This window comes from Daejeonella lutea (assembly GCF_900168015.1).
In the GTDB taxonomy this organism is placed as follows: Bacteria; Bacteroidota; Bacteroidia; order Sphingobacteriales; family Sphingobacteriaceae; genus Daejeonella; species Daejeonella lutea.
In genome coordinates, this window is the sequence record NZ_FUYR01000006.1 from 1 (window position 1) to 13,875 (window position 13,875).

The following is a 13,875-nucleotide window of genomic DNA, read 5'->3' on the forward strand; positions in this document are numbered from 1 at the left end:
GTTGAGCCAGTCATTGGTACTCTTGTAAACTTCTTAGGAATGAAACGGGTGAACACTATTGGAAGATCTCAGGCGAATAAATGCGTGACCATGGCAGCAATAGCTTACAATCTGAAGAAGCTACTAAAACACAGTTCTGAGAGAGCAAATGACCGACTAAAGCACGCAATTCCATGCCCCATAACCCGTTACACATTGTTTTTTAAGTTGTTAGTCAGATCCAATCAAACTACAATATGAAAACTTCAATTAAGCGAAATACAAACCCGACTTTTATTACGCGCTTGCCTAAAATATCATCATGTTGTGCAACGGTCACCTGCAGCAAAAGGACGATGAAAGAATATTAATTCTCGCGTCCTCTACTAATGTAATATTAACCCAGGTTCTAGTCTACAGTGGAGCGCATGAAAATGTGCAGTTTTTTGCTGACGACAAGTCTGACTGACACGTGCGGCTGGTGCCGCGTGCCGTGACGAGATCCCCGATCTAGTCGGGGAACATCGGAATGCCATAAAAATGACGCAGAAAAGTCGTAATATTAATTCAGCGCATTGCAATACATTTGGGTAAATGTCCGATATGAAAAACACAGATTTAGCCGAAAAAATAAAAGAATTAAGAAACCAGGCCGGCCTTAGCCAGGAACTTCTTGCTGAAAAATGTCAGCTCAGCCTGCGCACAGTACAGCGAATTGAAAACGGCGAGTCTGCTCCTCGCGGCGACTCACTAAACCGTCTGGCCGGTGTATTGAACGTCCCTGTAACAGAACTATTCGACCAACCTGAACATGAGGACAAGAGCTATACTGCCTAAATGAATGTTTCAGCCCTTTCGTTTCTATTGATTCCATTTCTTGGTGCTCTGGTTCCTCTTGTCTTTTGGATCCTAAAAAAGGGCAAGGTCAAGAACCTGTCTAAAAACGCACAAAAGCTTTTGAATTTTCAAATTACCTGGTACATCCTATTATGTTTCCATTATGCATATGCGCTTGGATTAATAAGCCTAAGGCTTAAATTGTTCCCTGAAAACTTCGGCAATCCCGAATACATCATTTTCTCCCTCATGGGACTGTATGGTCTGAATATCCTTCTAATCATGATCAATACCATCCGCAGCGCAAGTGGCCAGGTAGTCGTATACCAGCCTGCGATTCCCTTCCTGCGATTAACGTAACAGGTTCCTTCCACTTCAGTCATCTTGAGGTCCCTGACTAATTCTTGGTTCCAGGTCCCCAGTCTGAATCTAGTTCCGATGGTTTTTCGCTTTATCTTTTCATAACCAGTATGGAAGTTGCTGGCCCAAAGTCATAACTTTGCGCGCTGTTAAATTAAGCTCAATCCAAAAAAACCAGAATGTATTCAACTGTTAAAAATATAATCTTCGACTACGGCAATGTGATCTTCCGTATTGATTTCAAAAGAACACAGCATAGCTTTACCGAGCTCGGAATTAAAAATGTCGAGCGCTTCTTTGCTCATACCGGTCACGATCCGCTTTTTGATGAGTTCGAAAAAGGGCTTATCACTTCTGATGAATTCCGTGACGGTATCAGGCGCATCACCGAGCAACCCTCATTAACAAATGAGCAAATCGACAATGCCTGGAATACCCTGTTGATCGGCGTGCCGGATGGTACACACGATGTTCTCCTGAAGGCAAAGAAAAAGTATCGCACTTTCCTCCTGAGCAATAACAACGAGATTCACTACAAATGGATCATGGAATATCTCAAGAACGAATTCAATCTGCCTTCAAATGAGGTATTCTTTGAAAAGGACTACTATTCCCATCTCATGAAAATGCGCAAACCCAATCCCGACATATTTCAGTTTGTACTCGATGCCCACGACCTCAAGCCTGAAGAAACACTCTTCATTGATGATAGTCCGCAGCACCTGAAAACCGCCGGTGAACTTGGTATGCACACCCACTTATTAACTGCAGATGAGACGCTGGAGGGGTTTTTATATGGGAGCGGATTATTGTAGTATCAAGAATCAAGAGCCAAGAATCAAGACCTTGGAATGGGAGATTGTCTCTCTAAGAAAGTTGATATCTGATGCAACGCCGCTGGGAGCAAAGTCCGCCGGGTGGAAGTCCTGATTCCTGGTTCCTGGTTCCTGGCTCATTTTCAGTTTCCAGCTTTCCCCTTCCCCCTTTTCCCTTTCAACTCAAAAAAACAATTCCCATCCCTCCCCTGTTAACGAGGTATGGCAAATCCAATAGAAAAACCGACACTTGTGGGCACCTTAAATAAGTTGAAAGATGAGGGCTTTACCCATGACTTCAACATCCACAATAACCAGCTTAAGAGTGGTGATATCACTCTAAGCCCGAAAGAATTTGAGATTGTAAAAGTGTATCGCTTTGAAGGCGCAAGCGATCCGGATGATAACTCTGTACTTTATGCGATTAAGTCACTGCATCACGATGTAAAAGGGACCTTGATCAATGCATATGGTACGTATGCAGATGACAATGCTGATGATTTACTGAGGCAGCTGGATACTCCGGTACCTGAGTAGAGTATTAAGTAGCGAGTATCAAGTATCAAGACTGGACGTATAATCGAGTTTCCCGCTTTCGCGGGAAACTCAAACACAGCGTTTAGAAATACCTTTGGCTCTCTGTGTCTTTCTATGTTTTATTTGTGGTAAAAATAACACAGCGTTTAGTAATTAAAAGCGATAGATCTTTGCGCTATTTGCGTGTCCTCCGCGTCCATTACGGTTAACAATGCATCTGCCTGCCGCAAGGAAGGTTTAAGGAAAGTCGCCAGCCGGCTGGGCAGAAAGTCTTTATTCTTTGCTCTTTGCTCCTTGCTCCAATGAACGTCTCCTCTTTTCCTTAACAATCAACTTCAACTCCCTCCCCATTTGTCCCGCCACAGAAGTATTCTCCTCCGCCCGTCTGAACAAATACGGCATTACAGCCTTCACCGGACCATAAGGAACGTATTTAGCAACATTATAGCCCGACTCTGCCAGGTTAAAGCTTAGATTATCGCTCATTCCCAGCAGCTGGGAGAAATAGACATGATCATGGTTATGCTTAATATTCTTACTGTCTAACAGCTCTGCCAAAAGACGGCAGCTTTCCTCGTTATGAGTACCCGCTACAAAAGCAACGGTATTTAAATTACTTACGCAGAACCGCAGGCCATCATTATAATGCGCATCCGTTTCTTCTTTCGTTGCATTGATCGGAGATGGATAGCCTTTCTGCTCTGCCCGTTTCCGCTCTTTCTCCATATAGGCACCGCGAACCAGTTTAGCTCCTAGTATGAATCCTTCTGTAAAGGCCGTCTTCTTGTCCTGTCTGAGACATTCCAATACATTATTCCGGTACAGCTGATAGGTGTTATACACAATTGGGTTGTTCTGGTTATATCTCCGCATCATCTCTAATGCCAGCTGATCAATACTATCCTGGATCCAGCTCTCCTCAGCATCGATCATCACCCTCACCGACCGCTCATGTGCCAGTGCACAGATCTTATTAATGCGATTAGAGATCCGTTGAAATTCAGCCGTTTCTTCTGCATTCAGACTTTCCTTCGCATCTTTTTTAGCGATGAGATCAAACCTGCCCAAGCCAGTTACTTTAAATACCGTTAGCGGGATGCGATTGTCACCGTCTGCGCGCCTGATCGTCCGCATAATCTCCTCGCAGGTTTCATCGAAGACTTTTTCCTCATCTTCACCCTCAACAGAATAGTCCAGGATAGACCCCACACCTCCCTTGTCAAGCCGGCTTATGGTTTTTTCACATTCTTCAATGGTTTCTCCGCCGCAGAAATGTTCAAATATGGTTGTTTTGATTAAAGGTTTTATCGGTAAACCGATAGCCATAGCGAACTTCGTTATCGGCGGACCGATCTTCGTCAGCAGCCGTACGCTGATTATTTTAAACAGCCAATACGCCCGCTCCAGATCAGAATTCGAATTCCCTCTGAAGGCTATTTCTGTGTTATTAAAATCTAGAGCCTTCCGGACAGGCTTCAATTGGTTAGCATCAGGATTGTGCATGAGGCAAAGGTAACGTAACTAGTATCAAGTAGCAAGTATCAAGTATCAAGACTGGGCGCTTAATGGAGGTCCCCGCTTTCGCGGGGATGACGATCGTTCTGGGCATTTAGGGGGAGGGATATGGTGGCTGAAGGCAACCATATCCTCCCCCACACAAGAAAAACGCTTGCCATCCCCGCGAAGGCGGGGAACTCACCGTTCATGATACGATTCCGGTTTTCTAGCACAATTCGAAGTGTATCTTGTTTTCATAACACCCATATTTCGTTGTAAACTCCCCGTATTTTGATACTTGATACTTGATTCTTGATTCTTGATACTTGCTCCTTGATTCTTGATACTCTTGCGCAGCAAATTCCGTAAGTTTGTCCTATGCTTGATTTCAAACTAGAAGGTGAATATATCCAACTTATCGCATTGCTCAAGGCTACAAACCTGGTGGCGAGCGGTGGCGAGGCGCAGTTAGTGGTGCTGGACGGATTGGTAAAGTGCAACGGAGAAGTGGACCTTCGCAAACGCCTGAAAGTTCGGCGCGGAGATACAGTTGAATATAACGGCACAAAAATAAACGTACAATGAACCCCATTAACAGTATTAGTTACCCTATCTTTTTTGAGAATAGCCTGCAGGAATTAAGCAAATTCATTACTGAAAGCAAATACAGCAAAGCCTTCATTCTCGTCGACAGTAATACAGAAACCCACTGCCTGCCCGCCGTGCAGGAAGTACTTGGCGATCTTGATTACGATCTGATAGAAGTAACTCCGGGTGAAGAGAATAAAAACATCGACTTCTGCATTGGCATCTGGCGCATGCTGCTTGATTTTGGGGCAGAGCGCAGCAGCTTGATGATCAATCTTGGTGGCGGCGTGATTACAGATATGGGTGGATTTGCTGCTTCTACATTTAAAAGGGGAATTGATTTCGTCCAAGTACCTACCACTCTTCTTTCGCAGGTAGATGCATCTGTTGGCGGCAAAACCGGCATCGACATGGATAGCGTAAAAAATATCATAGGGACATTCACTCAGCCAAAAGCCGTTTTTATTAACACCGGCTTCCTGAAAACTCTCGATGAGCGTGAAATACGATCCGGCTTTGCTGAAGTCATTAAGCATGGTCTTATCTACGACCGCCCGCTGTTCGACCAGGTAAAAAAAGCCGGTCCTTCAGGTCTAACCGACGAGATAGTCTACCGTTCTGTTGAAATTAAGAACGAAGTGGTAAAAGAAGATCCGTTTGAAAAAGGTCTTCGAAAGATCCTTAATTTCGGGCATACCATTGGCCACGCAGTTGAAAGCTATTCCCTTACAAACGACAGCAACCCACTGCTTCACGGTGAAGCCATTGCAATCGGATTTATCTGCGAAGCCTATCTCTCCTTTAAGAAAAACGGGCTAAGCGAATCAGACCTCAACGAAACTGTAGCTGCTATAAAAGAAGTCTACCCGCAATACAATGTTAAAAAAGCTAGCTATCCGGCTCTTCTTGAAGTAATGAAGAACGACAAAAAGAATAGCGGCGGCCAAATCAGCTTTTCCTTATTAACCGAAATTGGCACATGCAGCTTTGATCAGTTTTGTACTGAGGAGGAGATTTATGAGAGTTTGGATTATTATCGGGGTTTGTAACTGGAAGTAATTTTCTGAACGCATATTTTTTAACCGCAGAGGACGCAAAGAGCATAGCAATTTAAATACAGAGATTGCTTCGCCGTGCCTCCTCGCAAAGACAGCCAACACGGGTAACGTGAGGGCAGTGGTCGCCTGTCATTGAGCATAGCGAGGCAAACTCTGTTTCCTCCCAGCTCTGCGCTCTCTGCGTGTACTTTGCGCTCTTTGCGTTTAAACTGCGGTGTGTACGCATTATATCCTGAATACCAAATCAGCCTTCGGTATAAAAAAATATTCTTTCCCCTTGACAAAGTCATTTTTCTTTGTACATTTGGATCACAGAACAAAAAATGAACATTAACAGCACATATTACTTCGCTTATTTTTACTATCCACAGTAAGAGCGGGGAGAATATGCAATAATCTATAAAGAAATTAGCAAAAAGTCCCTGCCAAAAGCAGGGACTTTTTTTATGACCATTAAGATGCAGAAGAAACGCGTAGCAATCCAGGGAACAAGAGCCTCTTTCCACGAAGAAGCGGCTTTCAAGTTCTTTGGTACCGACATAGAGACGATCGAATGCGAGTCATTCAAAAAAACATGCGACGTTTTGAAGCAGAAACAAGCCGATTACGTGGTCATGGCTATCGAAAACTCCATTGCCGGGAGCTTACTGCCGAACTACACCCTCCTTCGTGAATACAACTTCCCGATTGTGGGTGAAGTCTACCTTGCCATCCAGCTGCATCTTTTGGCATTGCCCGGAGTGAAGTTCGAAGACATAAAATACGTGACCTCCCACCCGATCGCTATTCGCCAGTGCAGTGATTTCCTGGATGATTTCCCACAACTGCAGGTGATCGAAAGCTCAGATACCGCAGCCTGTGCAAAGAAGATCCGTGAAGAAAACCTTATCGACACAGTAGCCATCGCAAATAATCTTGCCGCTGAATTATACGGTCTTGAGGTTATGGAACGCAGGATCGAATCCAATAAGAAGAATTACACCCGCTTTTTGATCCTGACAAACAAGGCGAATGAAACGGCAACGTACAATAAAGCCTCGCTCAGTTTCCAGGTCGGCAATTCAGTAGGATCATTAGCGCAGGTATTGAACATCCTGTCTGAGCACAATATCAACCTGAGCAAGATCCAGTCGATGCCGGTACTCGGTAAGAGAAACGAATACAACTTCTACGTAGATATCGAATGGAAAAACCAGCCTGATTATGATGCTGCCATCCGGAAGGTTTTAAAGCATACAGTGAACTTTACCATTATGGGAGAATACGTGAAGAACGACAAAGTTTGAGAAATGTTGACAGTGGAGAGTTGACGGTTGACAGCGGAGAGTGGAAAGTTGCCGGACGGATAGAACAGGAAATAAGAATTACGAATTAAAAATTAAGAATAGCTAAACATATAACAAACGACGTGCACGTATAACGTACCACGTAGAACTTACAACTCAAAAAAATGAAACTTAACTTAAAACTACAGCCAATTGATACATGGCTTAAAAAAACAAGCGAGCCATTATTAATTGCAGGACCTTGTAGTGCAGAAACAGAAGATCAATTATTAGCGACAGCTCATTTAATTGCGAAGACAGGCAAGGCTTCAGTCCTGAGAGCTGGTATATGGAAACCGCGTACCCGTCCGGGAGAATTTGAAGGAATTGGCAGCATTGGTCTGGAATGGCTGAAACGTGCAAAAGAAGAAACCGGATTACCTACTGCTGTTGAGGTAGCTACTGCGAAACACGTGGAAGAAGCTTTGGCAGCGGGTGTAGATATCCTTTGGGTTGGCGCACGTTCTACAGTAAATCCGTTCACAGTACAGGAAATTGCTGATGCTTTAAAGGGTGTTGACGTGCCGGTATTAGTAAAAAACCCGGTTAACCCTGATCTGCAGTTATGGATTGGTGCCCTTGAGCGTATCAACAATGCTGGTATCACCAAGCTTGGTGCAATTCACCGTGGGTTCTCATCATTCGAAAAGACAGCTTTCCGTAATGAACCAATGTGGGAAATTGCTATTCAGCTTAAAACCCTTTGCCCAGAGCTACCGATCATCAACGATCCGAGTCATATTTGTGGAAACAGGGAATTGATTCCTTACATTTCTCAGAAAGCTTTGGATATGGATATGCAGGGACTGATGATCGAGTCGCACCTGGATCCTTCTGTAGCCTGGACCGACGCTAAGCAACAATTGACTCCTTCAGCTCTTTCTGAACTAATGGATCACCTTACCTTGCGTAAACCAGAGATCAGGGATAAAGAATTTACTGATAAGCTGGCTTCTCTTAGAGAGAATATCGACAAGCTGGATGATCAGATCATTCAAAAGATTGCCGAGCGTATGCAGGTAGTGCAGAAAATCGGTGAATACAAAAGAGATAACGGTGTGACCATCCTTCAGGTAAACCGTTGGGACCAGATCATGCACAAGAGAAGTGCTTTTGCAAGTGCATTGAAGCTTGATCTGAACTTCACCGGAAAATTCCTTGAGCTTATTCACAGCGAATCCATCCGCAAGCAAACCGAAATCATGAACGATAAACCGGTTGTTGAAGAAAAATGAGTTCAGCAGCTATAAAGATTTCAGCAGAAACTAAAAAGCTGTCGGGCACCATTCACCTGACAGGTTCCAAAAGCGAAAGTAACCGTGCTCTGATCATGCAAGCCATGAGCAAGGGCGCTGTTACCGTTACGAATGTTTCTGAAGCAGCGGATACGGTGACTTTACTTGGCATCTTGCAACCTTCATTGCCCACCGAAGCTTCAGCGAAGGAAGGAAAGGTGACAACTGAAAGCGAGCCAAGGGATCAGAGCTCGGATCTCGCTTCTCGCATCTCACATCCCATCGACATCGGCCCCGCCGGCACCGCCATGCGCTTCCTTACCGCTTACTATACCTTACAGGACGGTGAAGTAACACTTACCGGATCAGCCAGGATGAAGCAACGCCCGATCGGGATACTGGTTGATGCTTTACGTGAACTGGGTGCTGAAATCGATTATACTGAAAATGATGGCTACCCTCCGATCAGGATCAAAGGTCCTTTAAAGCAGAAATCTGAACGGGTTTCTATAAAGGGCGACATTAGTAGCCAATATATTTCATCCTTATTACTTGCAGCACCTTTACTGGAAAAAGGATTGTACCTGGATATTGAAGGTGAGCTGACTTCTAAGCCTTATGTTGAGATGACGCTGGCCATGCTTTCTCAGGCAGGGATTCGGTATACCTGGGATGCGAATACTATTCACATTCCCAATCAGCCTTATGCTAATTGTGAGATCAGCGTTGAACCGGATTGGAGTGCAGCTTCTTACTGGTATGCCATTGCAGCTCTTGCCGACGAAGCGGAATTATTCCTGCCGGGATTAAATGGGTATAGCCTTCAGGGCGACAGCAAGATCACCGAGATCATGGCTAATTTTGGAATTACGTCGCAGTTTAAAGACGGCGGTGTGTTCCTGAAGAAAGAACCTAAAACAGTTGAACGCAAGATCTTCGATTTCAAGGAATGCCCTGATCTTGCGCAGACGGTTGTTGTTGTTTGTGCTGCGCTGGGACATGATGCGACCTTTACCGGCCTGGAAACCTTAAAGATCAAGGAAACAGATCGTGTAAACGCGCTTCAGGTAGAGCTTGCTAAGATCGGCGTTAAGCTGATCGAGAAAAACATGACCTACAAGCTCGATTGCTCCGAAAGGGATCTAAGCAAATCAATAACGGTGAATACCTACGACGACCATCGAATGGCTATGGCCTTCGCCCCTCTGGCACTGGTATTGAATGAAATGCAAATCGAAGACCACCGCGTAGTAGAAAAATCATACCCCCACTTCTGGAAAGACCTGGAGAGTATAGGATACAACATCGAGGTATTAAATAGCAAATAGTGATATCCCCGTCAAATGTCAACACGCAACTCTCAACTCTCAATTTTCAACTCTCAACTTAAGAAGCATGGCTGGTAACTCATTCGGACAACTCTTCCGCGTCACAACCTTCGGCGAATCTCACGGTGAAGCCATCGGTGTAATTATCGATGGTTGTCCTTCAAACCTGGAGGTAGACCTGGAGTTTATTCAGTCGGAATTGGATAAACGCAAACCGGGACAGTCGAAAATAACGACCCAGCGCAAGGAAAGCGATACGGTAAAGATTCTTTCCGGGATCTTTGAAGGGAAAACCACGGGTACTCCCATTGCAATGATCATCCCTAACGAAGATCAGCGATCAAAGGATTATTCACATATAAAGGATGCCTACCGACCTTCGCACGCAGATTATACTTACGATGCCAAATACGGTCATCGCGACCATCGCGGCGGTGGTAGATCATCCGCAAGGGAAACCGCAGCCCGCGTAGCTTCAGGCGCTATCGCTAAACTGCTGTTAAAACAGGCGGGAATAGAAATCTTCGCGCATGTTTCCTCTGTAGGGCAGATTGATTCCCCAAACCTGGATCTGGGCTCATTAAGCGAGTTGCTGGAAGTTAGGGAAAGTAATATCGTCCGTTGCGCCGACCCGGCTACAGCAAATCAAATGATAGAATTGATTGATTCAATCAGAAAGGAAGGTGACACCGTAGGCGGAAAAATTTCCTGCGTCATCAGGAATTGTCCTGTTGGTTTGGGAGACCCTGTATTTGATAAACTCCATGCTGATCTTGGTAAAGCTATGCTAAGCATCAATGCCGTGCACGGCTTCGACTACGGCTCAGGTTTTTCCGGATCAGAAATGAGAGGTTCAGAACATAACGATCTGTTCGTTCCTCCCGGCAGCAATAATGAAAACAAATTCCAAACCCTCACCAATTTCTCAGGCGGTATCCAGGGTGGCATCTCCAATGGTATGGACATAACGTTCCGCGTAGCCTTTAAGCCCGTAGCAACCATCATGCAAAACCAAGACAGCCTCGATTCTTCCGGCAACGCCGCTAGCGTTCAGGGCAAAGGCCGTCATGATCCATGTGTGGTCCCCCGCGCTGTAGCAATCGTTGAATCCATGGCGGCATTGGTATTGGCGGATCATTGGTTGAGGAATAGGGTGACAAGATTATAGATTGCTTCGCTGCACCAGCATTTGCAGTGTCATTGCGAGGAGGCACTGGCGGTGTGTACGAGTGCAGCTCCCCTTCGCAGGGGAGCTGTCAGAATATTTGCACTAATCAATACAAGCCCGGAAACCTCTCCGGATTACTGTCATTCATCATTTCATAAACGATCTCGATAATATCGTCCAGGGAAGGCTTAGTAAAATAGTCGCCGTCCGAGCCGTAGGGCGGCCGATGAGGTTTGGCGGTTAGGGTACGAGGCTTGCCGTCGAGAAACTGATAGCCGTTTTGAACCTCTAAAATCTGCTGCATGATAAATGCTGATGAACCACCAGGCACATCTTCACCAACAACCAGAAGTTTATTGGTTTTTCTTAGCGACTGGACACAGCGGTGTTCAAGATCAAAAGGCAGGAAGGTTTGTATGTCTACAATTTCGGTTGAGATTCCCATCCCCTCAAGCTCCTCAGCAGCTTCCTGGGCAATACGAAGGGTAGATCCATAAGAAACCAGGGTTAGATCGGTACCTTCTCTAAGAATTTCAACTTTACCTAAAGGGACCGTAAATTCACCTGGGTTTGAGGGAAGTTCTTCTTTCAGCCTGTAGCCATTCAAACACTCGATAACTAATGCCGGCTCATCGCCTCTTAGAAGCGTGTTATACATACCAGCAGCCTGAGTCATATTTCGTGGCACGCATACATGCACGCCGCGTAAGGAATTTATTATAACTCCCATTGGTGAACCGGAATGCCAGATCCCTTCCAGACGATGTCCCCTGGTACGAACGATCAACGGAGCTTTTTGTCTGCCTTTGGTACGGTAGCTTAAGGTCGCAAGGTCGTCGCTGAGTATATTTAGTGCATATAGAACATAATCCAAATATTGTATCTCGGCAATTGGACGCAGTCCACGCATGGCAAGACCTATCCCCTGGCCTATGATCGTCATTTCCCGGATTCCTGTATCGGAAATACGCAGCTTACCAAACTTGGCCTGCAAGCCTGCAAAACCCTGGTTAACATCTCCAATAGCTCCCACATCTTCGCCGAAAGCAACAACACGCTCGTCACGGGTGAAGTTCGCCTCGAAGCAGGCATTTAGAATCTCCCGCCCATCAACTTTCCGAGCCTCTGCGGCATACTCTGCTTTAACTACCGGAACGTTGAAAGGTGAATCAGCTGAACCGGTAAACAGCTTAGAGTTGTAGCGGTCATAATTACTGTCGTGCTGTTCTTTATACCAGTTTAATAAATTGTCTTTCGCTTCAGATTGAACACTGTTCAATTTCCTGGCGGCTAAGCGAACCAGGCTGATCACATCCTTACGGGATGGCTCCGTACTAGCAGCCAGGGCTCTGGCATCGGCAATTAAACTATCATTGCCAGTCTTTTCAATTAAGCTAGCTGCAAGGTCGAGTTCCTTCCGCATCTCAGCATTGAAGTCGGCCCATGCCTGCTTCTGGCAATTTCTGATATAAGTCTTGGCTGTATTTTCCAGCTCAAGCAATTCTTCATCAGATGCAACAGCAGATTCAATCATCCACTTACGCATCTGAAGCATGCAATCGTATTCATTTTCCCAGTCGATCCGGGACTTGTCTTTATATCTTTCGTGTGATCCGGAAGTCGAGTGGCCTTGCGGCTGCGTCATCTCGGTAACATGGATCATAACAGGTATATGCTTCTCGCGGCAGATCTTAATCGCTCGCTCATAAGTTTCACACAATCCGGGGTAATCCCAGCCTCTAACTTTGAAGATCTCATACCCCTCGCCCACTTCATCTCGCTGAAATCCTTTGAGAATCTCGGATATGTCCTGTTTTGTAGTCTGATATTCCGCAGGAACGGAAATTCCATAGGCATCATCCCAAATTGAGATAGCCATTGGAACTTGTAGAACACCTGCAGCATTTATAGCTTCAAAAAATATCCCTTCAGATGTCGAAGCATTTCCTATTGTACCGAAAGCAACTTCATTGCCGGCAACTGAAAATTTCTTTAAGTCTTTTAGAGCAGGGTTATTCCGGAACATTTTGGAAGCAAGAGCCAGGCCCACAAGGCGCCCCATCTGACCACCAGTTGGCGAAATATCTGCAGAAGAGTTCTTTTGCGCGGTAAGGTCCATCCAATCCCCATCCTCATCAAGCGTTCGGGTAGCGAAATGACAGTTCATCTGACGCCCGCCGGAAGCAGGATCAGCATCAATATCGGTGTTTGCGTATAGCTGAGCGAAGAATTCAGGCATGGTAAGCATTCCTGCAGCAAGCATAAAGGTCTGATCACGGTAATAGCCTGAACGCCAGTCGCCGGCCTTGAATGCCTTTGCCATTGCTAGTTGAGCAACTTCTTTACCGTCGCCAAATATTCCAAACTTTGCTTTGCCCGTAAGAACTTCTTTGCGACCTAAAAGACTAGCCTGACGACTTTCATAGGCAATCTTATAATCATTAATTATAATGCCCCTGAAATCTTCAAAGCTTAGTTCTTCCTGATCCTGCAAATTGTTCTCTACCACCTGGGTTCCTTTCATAGCACAGCTTGTGGGTCAAAAATAACAAAAGACAGCAGGAAAAGATAATCGGTTTACAAAATATTAGTTGGATTTTTAACTAGCCTGCCAAATTTAAAATTATACCACATGCTAAACTAGTGATATTCCGCTTGTTGGAATGATTATTGAAATATGTATATTAGTTTATATTTGGTAAACTAAATCATGATATGAGACATTTTATGAAATTATGCGCGGTGATCATAGCCTTTATTGGTTTCACTGCCATGCAGGATGGTACTAAGGCTGATTTTAAGTTTGAGAAAGAAACTCACGATTTCGGCAAAATTGCTCAGGGTAAACCTGTAAGCGTTGACTTCGTCTTCACTAATGTGGGCGAAGAACCATTGATCATCTCCAATGTGGAATCAACCTGTGGATGTACAGTTCCTAAATATACCACCAATCCGGTGCAGAAAGGCGGACAAGGGACTATCACCGTCACTTTTAACGCAGCAGCTGTACAACCCGGATTCACTAAAGCGGTAACTATCAAATCGAATGCACGTACGCCGGTTAAAGTCCTTTATATTAAAGGAGAAGTGGTAGCATCGAGCAGCAGGTAATAGCAAAATATTTATGCATAAAACCTCTCCCCAACCG

14 protein-coding genes are annotated in these 13,875 nt (G+C 45.0%); 12 read left to right on the forward strand and 2 right to left on the reverse strand.

Annotation, left to right across the window (positions count from 1 at the left end):
- From B5X60_RS18405 to B5X60_RS16825, 5 genes are all read left to right on the forward strand, one after another.
- Positions 1-240 (forward strand): hypothetical protein (locus tag B5X60_RS18405; protein WP_079703902.1); only part of this gene is annotated, 240 nt, incomplete at its 5' end.
- 342 nt (positions 241-582) lie between these two features.
- On the forward strand, positions 583-816 hold the full coding sequence (locus B5X60_RS16810; protein WP_139377518.1) for a helix-turn-helix domain-containing protein: 234 nt from the start codon (positions 583-585) through the stop codon (positions 814-816).
- The gene (locus B5X60_RS16815; RefSeq protein WP_079703904.1) at positions 817-1,176 is read left to right on the forward strand and encodes a DUF4870 domain-containing protein; all 360 of its coding nucleotides are present in this window, start codon (positions 817-819) and stop codon (positions 1,174-1,176) included.
- A gap of 179 nt (positions 1,177-1,355) precedes the next feature.
- On the forward strand, positions 1,356-1,991 hold the full coding sequence (locus B5X60_RS16820; protein WP_079703905.1) for an HAD family hydrolase: 636 nt from the start codon (positions 1,356-1,358) through the stop codon (positions 1,989-1,991).
- Positions 1,992-2,213: 222 nt separating this feature from the next.
- Positions 2,214-2,528, forward strand: coding sequence for a hypothetical protein (locus B5X60_RS16825; protein WP_079703906.1), 315 nt, complete (start codon positions 2,214-2,216; stop codon positions 2,526-2,528).
- A gap of 273 nt (positions 2,529-2,801) precedes the next feature.
- Here B5X60_RS16825 and B5X60_RS16830 read toward each other — a convergent pair whose 3' ends face one another.
- Complete coding sequence (locus B5X60_RS16830) at positions 2,802-4,031, reverse strand: proline dehydrogenase family protein (RefSeq protein WP_079703907.1); 1,230 nt, start codon at positions 4,029-4,031, stop codon at positions 2,802-2,804.
- Between the two features lie 372 nt (positions 4,032-4,403).
- On the opposite strand from B5X60_RS16830, the gene B5X60_RS16835 reads away from it, so the two are divergent.
- The 6 genes from B5X60_RS16835 (at position 4,404) to aroC (ending at position 10,727) form a co-directional block, all read left to right on the forward strand.
- Positions 4,404-4,610 (forward strand): RNA-binding S4 domain-containing protein, encoded by a 207-nt coding sequence (locus B5X60_RS16835; RefSeq protein ID WP_079703908.1) that lies wholly within the window; start codon positions 4,404-4,406, stop codon positions 4,608-4,610.
- Complete coding sequence (gene aroB / locus B5X60_RS16840; protein ID WP_079703909.1) at positions 4,607-5,662, forward strand: 3-dehydroquinate synthase; 1,056 nt, start codon at positions 4,607-4,609, stop codon at positions 5,660-5,662. Before B5X60_RS16835 ends, aroB begins: the two co-directional genes overlap by 4 nt.
- Before the next feature lie 467 nt (positions 5,663-6,129).
- Positions 6,130-6,957: a prephenate dehydratase gene (locus B5X60_RS16845; RefSeq protein ID WP_079704023.1), complete on the forward strand. Its 828-nt coding sequence runs from the start codon at positions 6,130-6,132 to the stop codon at positions 6,955-6,957.
- 164 nt (positions 6,958-7,121) lie between these two features.
- Positions 7,122-8,231, forward strand: a complete 1,110-nt coding sequence (locus tag B5X60_RS16850; protein ID WP_079703910.1) for a chorismate mutase — start codon at positions 7,122-7,124, stop codon at positions 8,229-8,231.
- Positions 8,228-9,559 carry a 3-phosphoshikimate 1-carboxyvinyltransferase gene (gene aroA / locus B5X60_RS16855; protein WP_079703911.1) on the forward strand — a complete coding sequence of 444 codons (1,332 nt, stop codon included), beginning with the start codon at positions 8,228-8,230 and terminating at the stop codon, positions 9,557-9,559. Before B5X60_RS16850 ends, aroA begins: the two co-directional genes overlap by 4 nt.
- 67 nt (positions 9,560-9,626) lie before the next feature.
- A complete protein-coding gene (gene aroC / locus B5X60_RS16860) occupies positions 9,627-10,727 on the forward strand; it encodes a chorismate synthase (protein ID WP_079703912.1) in 1,101 nt (366 codons plus the stop codon).
- 106 nt (positions 10,728-10,833) lie between these two features.
- On the opposite strand, the gene B5X60_RS16865 is transcribed toward aroC, so the two are convergent.
- Positions 10,834-13,251, reverse strand: coding sequence for an alpha-ketoacid dehydrogenase subunit alpha/beta (locus tag B5X60_RS16865; RefSeq protein WP_079703913.1), 2,418 nt, complete (start codon positions 13,249-13,251; stop codon positions 10,834-10,836).
- Positions 13,252-13,442: 191 nt separating this feature from the next.
- Here B5X60_RS16865 and B5X60_RS16870 point away from each other — a divergent pair, with 191 nt between their 5' ends.
- A complete protein-coding gene (locus tag B5X60_RS16870; RefSeq protein WP_079703914.1) occupies positions 13,443-13,838 on the forward strand; it encodes a DUF1573 domain-containing protein in 396 nt (131 codons plus the stop codon).
- Positions 13,839-13,875: the final 37 nt, after the last annotated feature.